12 protein-coding genes are annotated in these 16416 nt (G+C 41.7%); 10 read left to right on the top strand and 2 right to left on the bottom strand.

What is annotated here, in order from left to right; translation table 11 throughout:
• Positions 1 to 111 precede the first annotated feature (111 nt).
• The 6 genes from JJQ94_RS00215 to JJQ94_RS00190 all read left to right on the top strand — a co-directional run bounded on the left by JJQ94_RS00215 (position 112) and on the right by JJQ94_RS00190 (position 7453).
• Positions 112 to 1644: a GGDEF domain-containing protein gene (locus JJQ94_RS00215; RefSeq protein ID WP_099029551.1), complete on the top strand. Its 1533-nt coding sequence runs from the start codon at positions 112 to 114 to the stop codon at positions 1642 to 1644.
• Between the two features lie 103 nt (positions 1645 to 1747).
• Positions 1748 to 3091 (top strand): nucleotide 5'-monophosphate nucleosidase PpnN, encoded by a 1344-nt coding sequence (ppnN, locus tag JJQ94_RS00210; protein ID WP_099029550.1) that lies wholly within the window; start codon positions 1748 to 1750, stop codon positions 3089 to 3091.
• A 5-nt stretch (positions 3092 to 3096) separates the two neighbouring features.
• Positions 3097 to 3867, top strand: coding sequence for a flap endonuclease Xni (gene xni, locus JJQ94_RS00205; protein ID WP_099029549.1), 771 nt, complete (start codon positions 3097 to 3099; stop codon positions 3865 to 3867).
• A 139-nt stretch (positions 3868 to 4006) separates the two neighbouring features.
• Entirely contained in the window at positions 4007 to 4405 is a 399-nt protein-coding gene (locus JJQ94_RS00200) for a DUF3192 domain-containing protein (RefSeq protein WP_099029548.1), read from the top strand.
• Between the two features lie 152 nt (positions 4406 to 4557).
• Positions 4558 to 6249 (top strand): hypothetical protein, encoded by a 1692-nt coding sequence (locus JJQ94_RS00195; protein ID WP_099029547.1) that lies wholly within the window; start codon positions 4558 to 4560, stop codon positions 6247 to 6249.
• Positions 6250 to 6445: 196 nt separating this feature from the next.
• Positions 6446 to 7453: an isocitrate dehydrogenase gene (locus JJQ94_RS00190; protein ID WP_010377116.1), complete on the top strand. Its 1008-nt coding sequence runs from the start codon at positions 6446 to 6448 to the stop codon at positions 7451 to 7453.
• Between the two features lie 34 nt (positions 7454 to 7487).
• Here JJQ94_RS00190 and JJQ94_RS00185 read toward each other — a convergent pair whose 3' ends face one another.
• Positions 7488 to 10460, bottom strand: a complete 2973-nt coding sequence (locus JJQ94_RS00185; RefSeq protein ID WP_099029546.1) for an immune inhibitor A domain-containing protein — start codon at positions 10458 to 10460, stop codon at positions 7488 to 7490.
• 366 nt (positions 10461 to 10826) lie between these two features.
• On the opposite strand from JJQ94_RS00185, the gene JJQ94_RS00180 reads away from it, so the two are divergent.
• The 4 genes from JJQ94_RS00180 (at position 10827) to JJQ94_RS00165 (ending at position 15143) form a co-directional block, all read left to right on the top strand.
• Positions 10827 to 12548 carry an acetolactate synthase 3 large subunit gene (locus tag JJQ94_RS00180; RefSeq protein WP_099029545.1) on the top strand — a complete coding sequence of 574 codons (1722 nt, stop codon included), beginning with the start codon at positions 10827 to 10829 and terminating at the stop codon, positions 12546 to 12548.
• A complete protein-coding gene (gene ilvN, locus JJQ94_RS00175; protein ID WP_010377111.1) occupies positions 12548 to 13045 on the top strand; it encodes an acetolactate synthase small subunit in 498 nt (165 codons plus the stop codon). Before JJQ94_RS00180 ends, ilvN begins: the two co-directional genes overlap by 1 nt.
• Positions 13046 to 13200: 155 nt before the next feature.
• Complete coding sequence (locus JJQ94_RS00170) at positions 13201 to 13701, top strand: DUF4240 domain-containing protein (RefSeq protein WP_010377109.1); 501 nt, start codon at positions 13201 to 13203, stop codon at positions 13699 to 13701.
• A gap of 212 nt (positions 13702 to 13913) precedes the next feature.
• Positions 13914 to 15143: an FG-GAP repeat protein gene (locus tag JJQ94_RS00165; protein WP_236596455.1), complete on the top strand. Its 1230-nt coding sequence runs from the start codon at positions 13914 to 13916 to the stop codon at positions 15141 to 15143.
• Positions 15144 to 15322: 179 nt separating this feature from the next.
• On the opposite strand, the gene JJQ94_RS00160 is transcribed toward JJQ94_RS00165, so the two are convergent.
• Positions 15323 to 16387 (bottom strand): hypothetical protein, encoded by a 1065-nt coding sequence (locus tag JJQ94_RS00160; protein WP_099029543.1) that lies wholly within the window; start codon positions 16385 to 16387, stop codon positions 15323 to 15325.
• Positions 16388 to 16416 lie beyond the last annotated feature (29 nt).

Raw genomic sequence — 16416 nt, 5'->3', positions numbered from 1 at the left:
TCGATGAGTAAACAGCAAACTCCGATACTTTACCTCGTTAAATTTCTGCGCATAACAGCTTAATTTGTTGTAGACTTAGTAACTAAGAGATTATTTTATGATTGGAAATCTGTGACTGATAATGCCGTGATGCTCGAGCAGAAATTAAAGCAAGCCATAGAGGCTAGAAAAACGCTTGAGGATGCAAGAAAACAACAAGTAGAACTCCTTACTCAGTTTGCTGCAAAGTTATCCTTAGCCTGCAAAGGGCAAGATGTTTCACTTGATAATCAGTTAGCTAAATTTCGTCTTGCACTTAATAAAGGCGTCGATTTTGAGCTGCTTGTGCCTTTTATTGACGGAATTTCCGAGCCGCTAAAGTCACAAGAAGTGACCAATTCAAATAATCAAAAAGCGTTGCAAACAGCAATTCAGCAAAGCGGAAAGTTACTGCAGAAGCTCAAGGGATTACCAGATGAGTCGCGCAGAAAGTTGCGTCACTTATTGGATGTAGAACTTGAAGATATCAACTCTACTAATGCTTATATCCCCGCGTTGGAGTCTTTGGTTTCTATCTACCATACGGTTTTACAATCAAAAGTAGAAATTACTGAAGAAACATATCATAGCCACCACCCTGAATTAGCTGCTGAGCTTCAAGCTTTGATCAACGAGTTAATTTTCGAAGATGAAGTTATAGAAAAGGTTAAAGATATACGTGCAAGCGTTGCTGAAAACAACAGTTTAGATAATTTATATTCAGCAGCGACAGAAATCATTAAAATTATTGCGCAAACGATTGCCAAAGAGCGCCAATCCGCACAAGGTTTTTTGGTTTCACTGAATCAAACACTGGAAGAGCTACATCGCTCTATTGTTGAAACAACGGCGCGTTCAAAATCAACATCTAAAGAACTACAGTCGTTAAACAATAAAATAGAATTAAAAATTCAAAACTTAAATCAGCAAACCCAAAACGCCAGCTCAATAACTGAGCTTAAAGCCTTGGTCGACAATGAGTTGAAACTACTGAGTGCAGATTTGATAGAGCGTGAAAAGCTTGAAAAAAATGAGCGAGAGGCGCTGCTTGACTCGTTTGATGCAATTAACAATCGTATTAACACCTTAGAGTCTAAAGTTTCAAATTATAAAAAGCGACTCAGCGAACAAAAGTTCAAAAGCCTATTGGATAGCTTAACTAAGTTACCAAATAGAGCGGCTTTTGATGAGCGTCTAACCCATGAAATGCACCTATTTGAGATAAACGATTCAGATGTGACGCTGGTTGTTATCGACGTCGATCACTTTAAATCTATCAACGACCGTTATGGACATAGTGCGGGCGACAAAACCTTGCAAGTGATCGCACGGGCCCTTAAAAAGTCTATTAGGAAAAGCGATTTTATCGCACGCTACGGCGGCGAGGAATTTGTCTTACTAATGCCGGGCATGCCGTTGATTCATGCGCAAAAACCGCTTGAAAAAGTAAGGCAAGTCATTAAATCTATACCATTCAAATTTAAAGAAAAAGAAGTTGAAATTACGATTTCTCTCGGCGCTACTCAGTTTGTCAAAGGGGATACTGCCCTGAGCGCCTTTGACCGAGCTGATGCAGCGCTTTATGAAGCGAAAAATAGCGGGCGAGATAGATTGTGTTTTAAGTAAATAAAGTTAACTTGGGTAAAGGCTGAGTGGCGAGACATTATACTCGTCCCCGCTTTGCTTAGTTATACCAATTCGCTGCGCATTACAAACAAGGAGTAAGCCTATGCAAGTAGAGCTAAACCCAACTGGGGTTCTTAACTTATTATCAAGATTGGAAGTAGATTTACTTCAGCAGTCAACCACAAGTGAGAGATATAGGCTTTTTAGAAATTGTGCATTAGCGGTGTTAAACGTTGGTAGTCATACCGATTCCAGCTCTGAGATCTACGATAAGTACGAAGACTTTGATATTCAGCTACTCGCGCGCGAGCGAGGAATTAAAATAGCGTTAAGCAATCCCCCCGAGTCAGCTTTTGTCGATGGTCAAATAATTACTGGTATTCATGAGCACATATTTTCGGTGATCCGCGACATACTTTTTATTTGTCAAAAATATCATGGTGAAAATAAATCACCGGTAGAAATCACTCATATGGTTTTTGACATGCTGCGTAACGCCGATGCGCTTCAAGTGAACAAAGACCCTAACATGATTGTCTGTTGGGGTGGTCATTCAATCAATGAAGTTGAATACAAATATACTAAGGAAGTGGGTTATCAACTCGGTCTTCGTGGCCTAAACATTTGCACAGGTTGTGGACCGGGAGCAATGAAAGGCCCGATGAAGGGAGCAACAATTGGTCATGCTAAACAACGGATCTCGAATAACCGTTATTTAGGCCTTACCGAACCCAGTATTATTGCCGCTGAGCCGCCTAACCCTATTGTTAATGAATTAGTAATTTTGCCAGATATCGAAAAGCGTCTTGAAGCGTTTGTACGTATTGCACATGGCATCATTATTTTCCCAGGCGGTGCAGGAACAGCAGAAGAGCTGCTTTATTTACTTGGTATTTTGTTACACCCAGAAAACGAAAAGCAATGCTTACCTGTGATTTTAACTGGCCCTAAAGAGTCAGCTGCATACTTTGAAGAACTGAGTGCCTTTGTTGAAAAAACACTCGGAAAAGAAGCCTTGTCTAAGTTCGAGATTATCGTAGACAATCCAGAATTGGTGGCCAAGAAGCTCAAACAATCGATGGCAACGGTGCGCGAGTATCGTAAGTCTGAAGGTGATGCCTATTACTTTAATTGGACGCTAAAGATTGAAAATGATTTTCAGCATCCATTTGCACCCACGCATGAAAATATGTCGGGTTTAGACTTACACCTAGAACAACCAAAACAGTTACTGGCTGCTAACTTAAGGCGTGCTTTTTCAGGTATTGTTGCTGGTAACGTGAAAGATGAAGGTATCACTGCAATTAAACAGCATGGTCCGTATGAATTAAGTGGTGATAAATCACTGATGACTGATATGGATAAGCTGCTAGGTGCATTTGTTAATCAGGGGCGAATGAAGCTACCTGGAAGCAAGTACATACCGTGTTATAAAATTAAAGCTTAGAGTGAATGAATAATTTGTTGTTAATAGATGCGCTTAACCTTATCAGGCGCATCTATGCTGTTAACGAACCAAAAGGTAGTAAAGAACAAGAGGCCCATATAAAGGCCTCTTGTCTTCGTGTAGAGCAAGCTACTCGTAGTTTGTTACGTAAAGTGGGGGCGACACACGCAGTTGCGGTATTTGACGGTGATAGAAGTTGGCGTTATCACTTCTACCCAAAATACAAAATAAGCCGTCAACCAATGCCCGAATTCCTAAATCAGAACCTCGATAAGTTTTCAGAAGCGTTCGCAAGTGTTGGTGTTAAATCATTTAATCCCGAACATGATGAAGCTGACGATGTCATAGCGACTCTTGCCTGTAAAGCGGCTGCCGCAAATGTTAACTGTACGATAGTATCGACTGATAAAGGGTTCTTACCCTTGATCAATGATGCTATCTCTGTGTACGACTATTTCAAAAAGTCGATAATTTCGCTTGAAGATATAAAAAGTCGATTTTCTGTCACGCAAAGCAAGCTCGAAATGTTTTGGGCTCTAAGTGGTGACAAGACAAACGATATCCCTAGTGTTGCTGGAGTTGGTGTTAAGACGGCGCAAGAGCTACTCGCAAAGCATGATGACTTTGAAAGTATGCTAAAAGACGAGACAGTGAAGCCTGCTGCAAAAGCAAAATTAGAGGCCGGAGCAAGCGACTATGTTACAAGCCTTGCGCTAGTGACACTAAGAAGAGATATTGAAATTGGCTTTAGTTTGAAGGATATTCGACTGGTTTGAATGGCCTTTTGATTTGCAATGTATTACATCGTCGCTAAGCGCTAGGCGAATGTAGATGACTTTGATATATTGCATACAAGCGTATCTCAGTTTTTGCAGATACAAGGTCCGTTTTACCCATTCTTTATTGAGCAGTTAGATGATTAGGAAAATACTACAGTACATATTTCTTGGCCTTGCGGTTTACGTTACTGTAGTGTTTCTCGTGATCAATTATTATAAAGATGACCCGCAAGCGATGATTTGGCAGGACCGAGAAGCGTTTAACAATCGTTTCATTCGTAATCTTAGCCTTGAAAAGCCGACTGAGTTAGACACGGTATTGGATACCTTGGGTAGCCCAGATCTAACGTATGTAAAGAAGAAACAAGATAATACGATTGTACAAATTGTGTTTTATCGCACTCAGCTTGTAAAACCAGATGGAATTACTACAGAAGATGAATGCACCGGATTATTGTTTGAAAATGGCATATTAAAGCTTTGGGGACCTGGTGCAAGGGTCACATTTGATAAAGTGTCATACCAATTAGATTAATTTTCCAACCAATTTGAAGGGTAAAATACCATATTAGCTTCGTTAACAACGCCTCATGTAGAACAACTAAATAGCAACGTTTTTACCTTGCTAAGAAAGCTATTTTACCGTTTAAAAATAGACCGTTTACTTAATAAAATTGGTAAAGATAGATGGATGCAAGGATAGTTACTAGTAAAACGCTGTTCGCGATAGCCCAAGGTACACACAAAGTATTACGTCTTTATTATCACAAAGAAAAGTGGTCTTCTATCTATCCTACCCTAGTTAAACTTGCGCAGCTTTATATGGACTGTTATGAGTCCTCGCCTAGTAGCATGCATGGACAGCTTGGACTGTATTCACAAAACTTGGGCTACAACACGAATCTGGTCATGAATCAAAATGTGTTGGTTTGTATGGCTTGTCATTACTTAAAGTTTTCTCGTGCAGTAACTGAAGAGCTATTGCTTGCAAGCTTTGCTGACTATTTATGTGTAGCGAGAGAAAGCGATCAACTCGCAGCAGGGAAAAAGTTAGACGCACAGCAAGATAAGCTTTGGAAAGTTCGACATCAATTGGCCGTACAAATACTGAGTGATGGACAAACACCTAACTTGCAATGTTTGCGAATTTTATCTCGCCTTTCAAACTACGACAGCAAGCTCGTGGCCTCTACCCATCAGCGTTTTAATGACCATGCTTCTTTGATTGTTGCAATTGCTCACCGATTAGCAAGCTTAATAACGCCAACACACAAGCAAAATTGCGTAGCTTTAGACAAAGCGATTAAGCTTCTTTATAGCAAACTCAGTTATGCTTTTGCATTAAAAGTACTGAGTGCAATTGCAGGGGCATTTGTTAAACATCCCGCGGGATTGCTTTGTGAGATTAAAGGCGAAGTGGGCTTTTTGGTGATACAAAGCAAAAGTGAAAAAATAATTGCTGTTGTGGAACAAGGGCAAACCAAAAAGCTGGCGAAGGCCAATCGTAAGTTCCAGTTTCACTGTGGTTTAACTGCAACGACAGATGCGAAGCTACTTTACAATATTTGGGACCGAGCTGCTGAGCCAGCATTACTTCCATTCGGTTCTGAACACTTACATCTACTAGAAACAGTAAAAGCCTTATCTCACAGTCAATTTCAAAGTATTCGTGCACTTGAAAAGCTTATTTGCGAGTTCGATTCAGTGTCAAGTGCATTGCAGATCGCAGCAAAGCAGTATAACCGTGAAAATCTAAAAGCCGCATCGGTTAGACACTCTCTCGCCATGGTAGGACTTGATGCTGCTGGATTACTGGCGCAGCGAGTGTTGCTTGAGCAGATCATAGCAAACCATAAGCTTCCTTTCACAGAAGATATCGTGCATAAATATGGCGTAATTAGTCAAATTATCGCGTTATATGTTGGTGAAAGTTATGGTGAACAATTTGAGCGTTTATTGTCGCCATTTGCAGCGGTTATTGTATTTTTAGTGACTAAACAAGGGGTGGAGATCCAACATGCCACGGCACTCCATTCTCGTGAGTATTCAGAAGAACTAGTATCAATTGCTAACCTATTTGGGATCCGCGCGATAGCAAAAGATAAATACTTAGACTTTAATCAGCAGTACTTTGATAAAAGCATTCTTCATAAGGCAATGCTAGATAGCGAGACGTTAAAAAAGTCTCAGACCAATGCGCAGTGTAAACTGTTCATTTTTATTAAACTGATTACACTTAAAGTGATATCACCCACTTTTGTGTTAACTGCATGGCAAAAACAATTAGTCGATGACGTACTAGCTGAAAGTCGTTTTGTTACCGCACAAAAGTTTGATTTAGCGCTACTAGAGGCCGGATTTTACTCATCTATTGCCTGATATTTATTCTATAAATACTATCAATAACAAGCATAAATCATATGTATGTCATTTTTTCATTCCATACTGGAATAAGACCTAATTAATTGCTATAAAACGCGGCTTAAACAAGCGAACGTACACCTTTGTTAATTTCTACTAAACTTAGTCTGCAATTCTTCTCGGGTGTATTCCAACTTTTGATAAAGGAAAAAACATGGCACAGCAAACCATCACAGTTATCCGTGGCGACGGCATTGGCCCTAGCATCATCGATTCAGCTATCGAGATCTTAAAAGCCGTAGGTTGCGACTATGAATACGAATACGTAGACGCAGGTTTGGCTGCTTTAGAAAAAACAGGTGAATTACTTCCAGCAGCAACGCTAGAAGCAATTGAGCGTAACAAAATCACGCTAAAGGGCCCACTAACTACACCTGTTGGCGAAGGTTTCACTTCAATCAACGTGACATTGCGTAAGCATTTTGGCCTTTACGCAAACGTTCGTCCAGTTAAGTCATTTGAAGGTACTAAAGCACGTTACGACGATATTGATATCATTACAGTACGTGAAAACACGCAAGGTATGTACTCAGGTCTTGGTCAAGTTGTTTCTGAAGATGGTAACGAAGCGGAAGCAATGTCAAAGATCACTCGCGAAGGTGCTGAAAAGATCGTAACTTTCGCTTATGAGTTGGCACAGCGTGAAGGTCGTAAGAAAGTAACTGCGGTTCACAAAGCGAACATCCTAAAATCAACTTCAGGTCTATTCCTTAAAGTTGCTCGTGAAGTTGGTGAGCGTTACCCTGAAATTGAATCAGCAGAAATGATCGTTGATGCTACTTGTATGAAACTAGTAATGACACCTGAAGAGTTTGATGTGATCGTAACAACAAACCTATTCGGTGACATCCTTTCTGATCTTTGTGCGGGTCTTGTTGGTGGTCTTGGTATGGCTCCAGGTGCAAACATTGGTACTGACGCTGCAATCTTTGAAGCGGTTCACGGTAGCGCACCAGATATCGCAGGCAAAAATCTTGCAAACCCAACTTCTGTTATTCTAGCTTCAATTCAAATGCTTGAGTACTTAGGCGAAGCTGATAAAGCGGAAAAAATCCGCAGTGCAGTAGCTGACGTTATCAAGAGCGGTGACCGTACAACGCGCGATCTTGGTGGTAGCCACGGCACTACCGATTTCACACAGGCGGTAATTGAGCGTCTTTAATTCTTAACGCTTAATTTAATCCTTGGGTGGTGCGTTAGCACCACCTTCTTCTTAATCCCACTAGCATACCACCAATTAACGCAAACCATCCGATACTGCCTCCAGACGATCCGCTATCACCAGAGTCCGTCGGCGTTGTTGTTGGTGCTGTTACTGTGATCTCTACAGTGCCTTTCGCGCTTTGATCTGCGCCATCCGATAGCGTTAACACGACATTATATGTACCCGCTTGAGCGTAACTATGCGTTGTAGTTAAACCTGAACCTTGCGTGCCATCACCGAAATCCCAGTTAGCTTGATAGTTACCATCACCACCAGCAGCAGTTGCTACAAAGCTTGCCTGTAGGTTAGATGTGGTCGCTGTGGCTTCAATGCTAAGTGGTACTACGACTGTCACTGAAGTTGATTTAGTTACCGCCTCACCTTCGGTATCTTTCACATTAAGCGTTACTGTGTATGTGCCGCTTAGTTCATAGATATGTTCAACTGAGTTTGATGTTGCTGTTGTCCCATCACCAAAGTTCCACTCAAGCGCATAAGGCGCTTTGCCGCCGATTATTTCGACATTGAAGACAAAGCCTTGCCCTACTGCGGTCGCTTTGATATCACCGACTGCAAGTGGGATAGGCTCGACGTTGCCAACGCTGACATTTGAACTCAACGCTGAACTGCTCCCGTCTGCTTTGGTTCGTGTGAACATTACCGTATAGTTGCCGAAATCTTGATAGCTGTGAACAGGTGAAAGCGCGTTACTCGTTTGACCATCACCAAAGTTCCACAAAAAGCTATCTGATTCGGTTAATGCTAAGCCTTTCACATTAAACTTAACGGTATTTTGTGATTGTACTTGAGTGATTTTAGGGTCGCTGAGATAAATTACACCGACTTGCGCACTGCTTGCATCTTCTTCTATGGTATTCAATCTTAGTTGAACACCAAAACCTGGCAAACTAACACCTGACTCCTTTTGGATGGAGAAGGTGTAATCCTGAGTATCATCAAACGTACTGATTGGCGTTAGATGTTGGTCGCCAAGACCTGCTTTTTGAGTATCTAAACGCAGTGTTGCATCTTTGACCTGAATTATACTCGTTGCGGGTGTTGTGCCGTCGGCTTTAAAGATCGGGTTTTGGTCTTGGTCAATCACCAACATATCACCAGAACCAGGGTGTAACGAAGTGGAGTTATTGCCTTGCCCATCGTTGCTGTACCACATCAACACACCTGAATTATAACCAGACAAAGACAAGCCAGCATCTAACCCTCTAAATGAGCGTAAATGCGCGTAGTAAGCGTTACTAGGTTTAGCTCTGTAAGCAGAAATTTTACGAAAACCGTTGTAAACTAAGTCGTTTGTTGGCTCTGCGGTATTGGTATAAATTGGCGTACCATCCGCTGTCACTTTGATGTTATCTAGTAATACCCCTTTAAGTGTTTCAAAATCGTCAGTTTGATAAACGAATGTTACGGTGACAGTTTGTCCTCGGTACGCTGAGATATCAAAATCTAGCGTAATTGGGTTAGCGCCAAAAGCAGACGACTCTCCATCCATGTAGTGAGTGACACTGGCATAATTTGGATGGTTCGATTTTGTTGTATTGCCAGCAATTGGCTGTCCATTTACCGCTACTTGAAAAATATCGTAGTTAAGCTCGATACTGTAATTTGCAAGCATAGATAACGAAATTTGACTTGCGTTAGGTAAGCTTAAGGTAAAACTTGCTTGGTTATTGAGTTTGTCGTCTTGTCCGGAGTAATAGTGATAATCCCCATCCAGAGGCGTTATAAATTCCTCTAGTTGAGCAGGCAAATTTATCTTTATTTGATTCGTAGTACCATTGTTCACCCCAATATCTGTGAGTGTTACCGTTTGTTCTGTAATCAAATCATCAAATGTGTACTCAGTTTGCTTTAACCAATTACCTGCATAATTTTGTTGTAAAAATTCAAGACTTTTAGGGGAAAACTGGGTTGGTTGCGAGCCACTTAATTGACCTAAGTAACTGCCTGAAGACATGACTGACCAAAGCGCAACGGGTTCGCCTATGTCATTGGAATTTAAATCGTATTCGTCCGGTAATCCGAGATCATGACCAAACTCATGGACAACCACGCCGATTGCAGCATCAATAGGATTAATGGTGTAGTTATAAATCTTGTAATTGGTACCTGGAATTGCCTTAGGTTGGTTGTTTTCATCAAATACGAAGAAGCGATGTGACCAAATTGCATCAGTATCTAATACGCCGCCCCCCGCTTCTTGACCTATACTTGAATGAAACAACATGACATGGTCAATAATGCCGTCAGGCTCAAGGCGGTTGCCATCACCATCTATGTCGTTCAAATCTGTTTTATCGTACTCAGCTAAGTCGATATTAAATTGAGTTACAGCTTTGCTTACAGCTTCGAACACCAACTCTTCCGGTCTTAAGTCTCGAGTATCGCCTTCTTGTTCGCCATAGTAGGCAGCATTTTGAGTGGCTCTTACCCAGCCAAATACATTGCCAGATACCTTAAAGCTGCCGCCCGAGGCCGCTTGATAAAACTGGGTAGCTGATTGCAACGATTCATTGTTCGGTCCGTTATAGCCGCTATCCGAATACAATAATGACTGGTAGTGAGACGCGGGATAGCTCGAGTAGTACATATCCGTATCACCCGGGTTTAGTCGGTTCTGGTCGTTAGGCAAATCCGGGAAATCGACCAAAATAGCAAGAATTTTGGCATCATTAAGTGTTTGCGCCGTGCCCACCGCAAATTGTTTGCCTAACTTAGTATTGCCAAGGTGCACGTTTTTAATTGCATAAGGTGTTTTTATTTGGCTGGTAATGGGCTTTGTTTTGACAAATTGCTCAAGCGCAATTTTTCGCTCGTATTCACTCAGCGTACGGCCGAGCTTTTTCTCCTGCCAATAGATAACTTGATCTTTATAGAGTACCTGCGCTGACGCTGTACTTGATAGCAGTATGGACGACGCCAATACGCTTAGTTTAAAAATATTCATCTAAGAGACCCCAGTACAATTGAGCTTTAAGTTTAGCATTTTTATCGCTTTGTTCCCGTACAAGTGCTACTAAATAAAAAATCTAATTGGTGGTGAATTTTAAATTGAAATGTAATATTTCAACAATTGAAAGGTGGAAAGGTGGAATTTATATCTAATACTGTGTAGGCTAACTTTGAAATCAACTTAAAGGCAAAACAATGACTAATTTCTTTCAACTAATCGTTCTCGTGGTGGTACTGGTCTCTTCATAGAGTTCAGCGGGGAGCTATTACTTGAAAGAAATACTCAAACCCCGCAACCAGCGGGGTTTTTTTTTGATTTTAGAAATATAACAGGCACGCACAGTCAACGAGGAATGAGGTAATGGCAGAGCAATACAACGGCTCCGAGCTAGTAGTAAAAGCATTGAGCGCATTAAAAGTAAAATACATATTTGGCTATCCCGGAGGATCGGTTCTTGATCTTTATGATGCATTGTTTCAGCAATCAGATATTGAGCATATCTTGGTTAGACATGAGCAAGCAGCGACCCACATGGCAGACGGTTATGCCAGAGCTACGGGAGATGTCGGTGTCGTCCTTGCGACCAGTGGCCCTGGTGCCACTAACTGCATTACAGGGATCGCGACCGCTTATATGGATTCAATCCCAATGGTTGTACTCTCAGGGCAAGTACCTTCAAACCTAATCGGCGATGATGCGTTTCAAGAGACGGATATTGTTGGTTGTTCTCGCCCTATCGTTAAACACAGTTTTAACTGCCGCGACGCGAGAAAAATCCCAGAAGTGTTAGCTAAGGCATTTTATCTAGCCAACTCTGGTAGACCGGGACCGGTTGTGGTTGAGTTGCCAAAAGATATTTTGAACCCTGCGCTTAAATTCGATTATCAGATGCCTGAACAGATTGATATGCGTACTTACAACCCGAGTGTAAAGGGGCATTCTAAGCAGATCCGCAAAGCGGTTGAAGCCATTATTGAAGCGAAGCGTTTGGTTATCTATTCAGGTGGCGGCATTATTCTTTCGAATACCTCGGAAAAACTGACTGAGCTGGTTGAGAAACTAAACGCGCCTATCACCAATACCCTAATGGGTCTTGGCGGGATCAGTGGCACACATCCTAACTTTATTGGCATGTTAGGTATGCACGGTAGTCTTGAAGCGAATAAGGCGATGGCGAATGCCGATGTTATCTTAGCGTTAGGTGCGCGTTTTGATGACCGTGTGACCAATAACGTTAAGAAGTTTTGTCCGGATGCCAAAATTGTACACGTTGATGTGGATCCAACTTCAATTTCTAAGACCATTCAAGCGCATATTCCAGTTGTGGGCTGTTTAGATACGGTGATGGAGCAATTGCTACGCGGTATCGAAAAAAGCGAGAAGCGTATCGATCGCGCCGCACAAGAAGATTGGTGGCAAGCAATTACAACATGGCGCGCTCAGAAATGCTTGTCGTTTACTGCAGGTGTAGAAAAAATCAAGCCGCAAACGGTTATCGAAAAGCTATACCAAATGACCAGCGGTGACGCGTATGTTTGCTCAGACGTAGGACAACACCAGATGTTTGCAGCGCAGTACTATCCGTTCAAATCTCCTCGTCAATGGATCAATTCAGGCGGCCTTGGCACCATGGGGTTTGGTTTACCCGCTGCGATGGGCGTAAAAATGGCATTCCCGCAAAGCGAAGTATTGTGCGTAACTGGAGACGGCTCTATCCAAATGAATATTCAGGAGCTTTCAACCTGTTTGCAATACGGCCTTGCTGTCAAAGTCATCTCGTTAAACAACCGCTCGCTTGGTATGGTACGCCAATGGCAAGACATGATGTATGAGGGACGTCATGCGAGTTCTTACATGGAATCACTGCCTGATTTTGTTGCGCTTGCAGAGAGTTATGGTCATATCGGTATTCGGGTTGATAAGCCTGAGCAACTTGATGCGGCGCTGGAAAAAGCAATGTCGATTAAAGACCGACTTGTATTTTTAGATATTTTGGTCGATGAGTCTGAACATGTGTATCCAATGCAAATTAAGCAAGGTGCGATAGACGAGATGTGGTTGAAAAAAGGAGTAAAAGCATAATGAGAAGAATACTATCGATTTTATTAGAAAATGAACCTGGCTCTCTTTCTCGTATTGTGGGTTTATTTTCTCAGCGTGCGTACAACATTGACAGCTTAACAGTGGGTACAACCGCAGACAAAACGCTATCTCGTATCACCATCACGACCCAAGGCGATGACCGCATCGTTGAACAAATCACCAAGCAAGTTAACAAGCTGGTGGATGTGCTTAAGGTTATTGATCTAACCGATATGCAGCACATTGAAAGAGAGCTGCTACTGGTAAAAGTCTATGCTAGAGACGAAGTAACACGAGCTGCTATCAATCGTGTTGCTGAGGTGTTCCAAGCCAGCATTATAGATATGGGCAAGCAAAGTTATATATTACAGATGGTAAGCTCAGCCGACCGTCTTGAGTCTTTCTTGGATCTATTACGTCACGAAAGCGACATTATTGAACTAGTGCGCTCTGGCGCGGTAGGTATTGGCCGTGGTGACAAAGCGCTGAAAGGATAAAACCACTTACCTTTTAGCTGTCACGGTTATCTTTTTGGGCGGGTGAGCACGTTGTATTACGTACAACCCGCTTAAGTTATTTTGCATGGCGGCTTCGATTTACTCTCATTAGGTTACTGGCTATAATCTCGTTTTTATCAAGTTAGTTTATGCACATGGAACTCGAACGCTTCTGGCAGCTTGTCACCGCCCCCGATCATTCAAACGATAATGAATATTTAAAAACGCGTTTATCACCGCTAAGTTCAGAAGAAATTGCTCAGTTCGATGCATTATATACCAAAGAACTAAGAGCACTGTGGCATTGGGATAACTGGAAAGTGGCCTACGTGATTGCAGGCTGTAATAGCGAATATGACTTCTTAGATTTTTGTAATTGGATCATCAGTCGCGGCCCTGAAGCGGTAAGCGTACTCACTGCGGAACCAGACGAATTAGCTAATAAGTTTGCTATTCCGAATAAAGACGACCTGCCCTACCCGTTTATTGACGAATTAGATTTAGTTGCAGGGTTGCTTTTTGAAGAAAAAAACCAAGACGAACTCCCGTATCACAGTGTCGTGAACTTTCCGCCGCAAGGTAAAAAGTTTAAAAATAAACCAAAACAGTTAAAGGCTGAATTACCTCAACTTTTTGGCCAATATTGGCTCGGATAAGGTTTAGTTTATTGTTTTATATGATGGGTTTTAGTTGTTCTAGAGTTAGACGCTGAAACTCATTATTACCATCGCAAAATGTCACCGCTCCAGATGCCTATCAATCCTTCGCGCTAACTTACCAAAATGACTTTGCTAAAAACACTACCTCTTGTTAAGTCGTAAGCAGTGGAATACTATGTTTATTCCCTATATCGAAAACAAAAAGAATAATGATGAAAGCCCCCTCTATTTTAAAATACTTCCCTAGTTTGGCGTTAGTGATAGCCTGTCAAAGTATGGCTGTGCAGCAAAAGTTGTTGGCCGATGATGGTAAAGCAGAGGATCAGTTTGGTTATAGCGTAGCGATAGACGGCACAACTGCATTAGTTGGTGCCCATAAAGTGGATGCAAATACGAGTCAGGATACTGGTGCGGCTTACCTATACACGCTAGGTGCGTCTGGCTGGCAGCAACAAGCAAAGCTCATCGCGCAGCCTGCCAATGCAGGCGACACGCTTGGCGGCAATGTTGCCCTTAAGAATAATATTGCCATGCTTGGAGCGATAAATCGGGACGATAAAGGAGAAAATGCCGGTGCGGTGTTTGCTTTTGAGCGCACAGAAAATAGTTGGGTACAAAAACAAATTTTAACCGCCAACGATGCAAAAGCGGGTGATGCCTTTGGACAAAGCATTGCGCTCACCGAGCAATTTTTAGTGATCGGCGCACCACACAGCGATGCGCCACACAAAGACTCTGGCTCAGCGTATGTATACATGAGAGAAAACAATAGCTGGCATTTTCAGTCAAAGTTGACGGCAAGGGATGGCGCTGATGGGGACCTATTCGGAATTAGTGTGGCAATAGATGGCGATACCATTTTAGTCGGCGCAGATTTAAATGATGAAAAAGCAGAAAAAGCTGGTGCGGTTTATGTGTATCAATTCGATGGTAAAAAGTGGAATTCGCAAGCAAAACTGATGGCAAATGATGGCGGAAACACTGATATTTTTGGTGTTCGCGTAGCGATTTTTGGAGATACAGCCCTTATTTCTGCCAGAAGAGATGATATAGACGGTATAGGTAAAGATGCTGGCTCTGCTTATCTGTTTGAGAGAACAAATGATAAATGGACACAAACTCAAAAATTAGTGGCACCAGATGCCAAAGCGGATGATAGATTTGCACGCGGTGTTGCGTTAAGTAAGGACATAGCGTTTATCACCGCCATGCACCATGATGAAAAAGGTAATAACGCGGGGGCACTTTATCTATACAAAAAACAACAAGGCCAATGGCAATATGCGTCTAAGGTATTTGCCAATGATGCCGCGCCAGAAGATAGGTTTGGTTGGAATATTGCGGCTTCTAATAACACCGCCATCATCGCAGCTCCTCACCGCGATGACAAAGGAGAAGGGTCTGGTGCCGCCTATATTCTGGATTTGGTGGAAGAATAGCGATTTGTAATGTCTGAGCTTGGCTCGTTAAGCTCAGACTTTGGCTGTAAGAGTTGATTGATCGGCTCTTATTTAACAGTTGGCTTGGTATCATTCTGAATCGTTCAAGCAACTAGAAAGGCTTTAAAAAAGACATTCGGTAGTGCACTAGTTAGCCTGAGAGCGTGTTTATACGACTGTTAGCTGCCACTCGCTGTTTTATTTAGCAATGCCCTACCCAATGATCTTGCTCTGCTTGAGATTGAGATAGTTTGGTCAATATTTTCGATAAAACTGACTAATTCTTTTTGCATATTTTTGTTTGCTTTACCGAAAGAACCAGTCAAACTAGGCAATTTTTGAACGTTGTGAAGTAATGCTGTAAATCCATCTCGGCCAATCATTGCACTTTCTTCCATCGACTGAAATCCAGTAAGAAAGCTTTCTAGATCTTTCTTATAATCTTCTTCGGATGTCTGTGGGGTTTCAGTTAGCACAAATTCTATATTTGACTCTAATGATTTAATTAAAGATCGATAAATATCATTTTTTTCAGATAAAAGAGATGCGAATTTATCAATTTCTTCCGCCAAATCTACAACGATTTCTTTCCTTGATCTCGCAGACATTTGCTTTTCGGATTCTATACGTTTTGTAGATTCATTAATTTTTGGAACAAGATCGTTAGTCAGTGAGTGTCCTACTTCTGAAACCAGTTCCGTAAGAGTATTAAACTTTTCTTCAATTTCTATGTGGTGATCAAGCAAGCCCAATTCAGATTTATTCGCGGCTTCAGGGAGACTCTCTATTTTATTTAAATCATCAAATGACACCGTTGAGCAATAGTCTTTTACCGGATTTCCAAAAGGGATTGTTCCTTTATAAGCACCCTCAGCAAGATCTTTGAGTTCCTGTTTGGCCTCATTCATTTTGGTAAAATGTACTGTGTATGGTATCACCCTGTAGGAGCGTAAATCGAAAGGCAAGTCGTCAATGGACTGGGTAATTAATATCACTTTCTTCTGCAAAGAATGCGCAATACCTAATTCGTAGTAAACATTTGGATTAGAGTCTGTTAGGTCTGCCAGAATTAAGTCTGATGATTCTATACCCTGAACAATATCTTTAAGAATGCTACCTTGGCTTCTGATATCATCAGCTCGCTTCACTTCAAAGAATTGTTTTAAACCTTCTTTAATCAAATACTCATAAACCTCTTGAAGTTCTGCTGAAAATGGCATAAGCACAAAAGCTTTCTTTTTCATTAATCTTCTCCGTAGTGTCTAATTTACGT

Source organism: Pseudoalteromonas sp. GCY (assembly GCF_016695175.1).
Classification (GTDB): domain Bacteria; phylum Pseudomonadota; class Gammaproteobacteria; order Enterobacterales; family Alteromonadaceae; genus Pseudoalteromonas.
This window is presented reverse-complemented; position numbering and strand designations above follow the sequence as displayed.

Bases quoted from the DNA above. Each gene is read 5' to 3' on its own strand.
- ppnN (WP_099029550.1), top strand. From the start codon at position 1,748: ATGCAAGTAGAGCTAAACCCAACTGGGGTTCTTAACTTATTATCAAGA.
- xni (WP_099029549.1), top strand. From the start codon at position 3,097: ATGAATAATTTGTTGTTAATAGATGCGCTTAACCTTATCAGGCGCATC.
- JJQ94_RS00200 (WP_099029548.1), top strand. From the start codon at position 4,007: ATGATTAGGAAAATACTACAGTACATATTTCTTGGCCTTGCGGTTTAC.
- JJQ94_RS00195 (WP_099029547.1), top strand. From the start codon at position 4,558: ATGGATGCAAGGATAGTTACTAGTAAAACGCTGTTCGCGATAGCCCAA.
- JJQ94_RS00190 (WP_010377116.1), top strand. From the start codon at position 6,446: ATGGCACAGCAAACCATCACAGTTATCCGTGGCGACGGCATTGGCCCT.
- JJQ94_RS00185 (WP_099029546.1), bottom strand. From the start codon at position 10,460: ATGAATATTTTTAAACTAAGCGTATTGGCGTCGTCCATACTGCTATCA.
- JJQ94_RS00180 (WP_099029545.1), top strand. From the start codon at position 10,827: ATGGCAGAGCAATACAACGGCTCCGAGCTAGTAGTAAAAGCATTGAGC.
- ilvN (WP_010377111.1), top strand. From the start codon at position 12,548: ATGAGAAGAATACTATCGATTTTATTAGAAAATGAACCTGGCTCTCTT.
- JJQ94_RS00170 (WP_010377109.1), top strand. From the start codon at position 13,201: ATGGAACTCGAACGCTTCTGGCAGCTTGTCACCGCCCCCGATCATTCA.
- JJQ94_RS00165 (WP_236596455.1), top strand. From the start codon at position 13,914: ATGATGAAAGCCCCCTCTATTTTAAAATACTTCCCTAGTTTGGCGTTA.
- JJQ94_RS00160 (WP_099029543.1), bottom strand. From the start codon at position 16,387: ATGAAAAAGAAAGCTTTTGTGCTTATGCCATTTTCAGCAGAACTTCAA.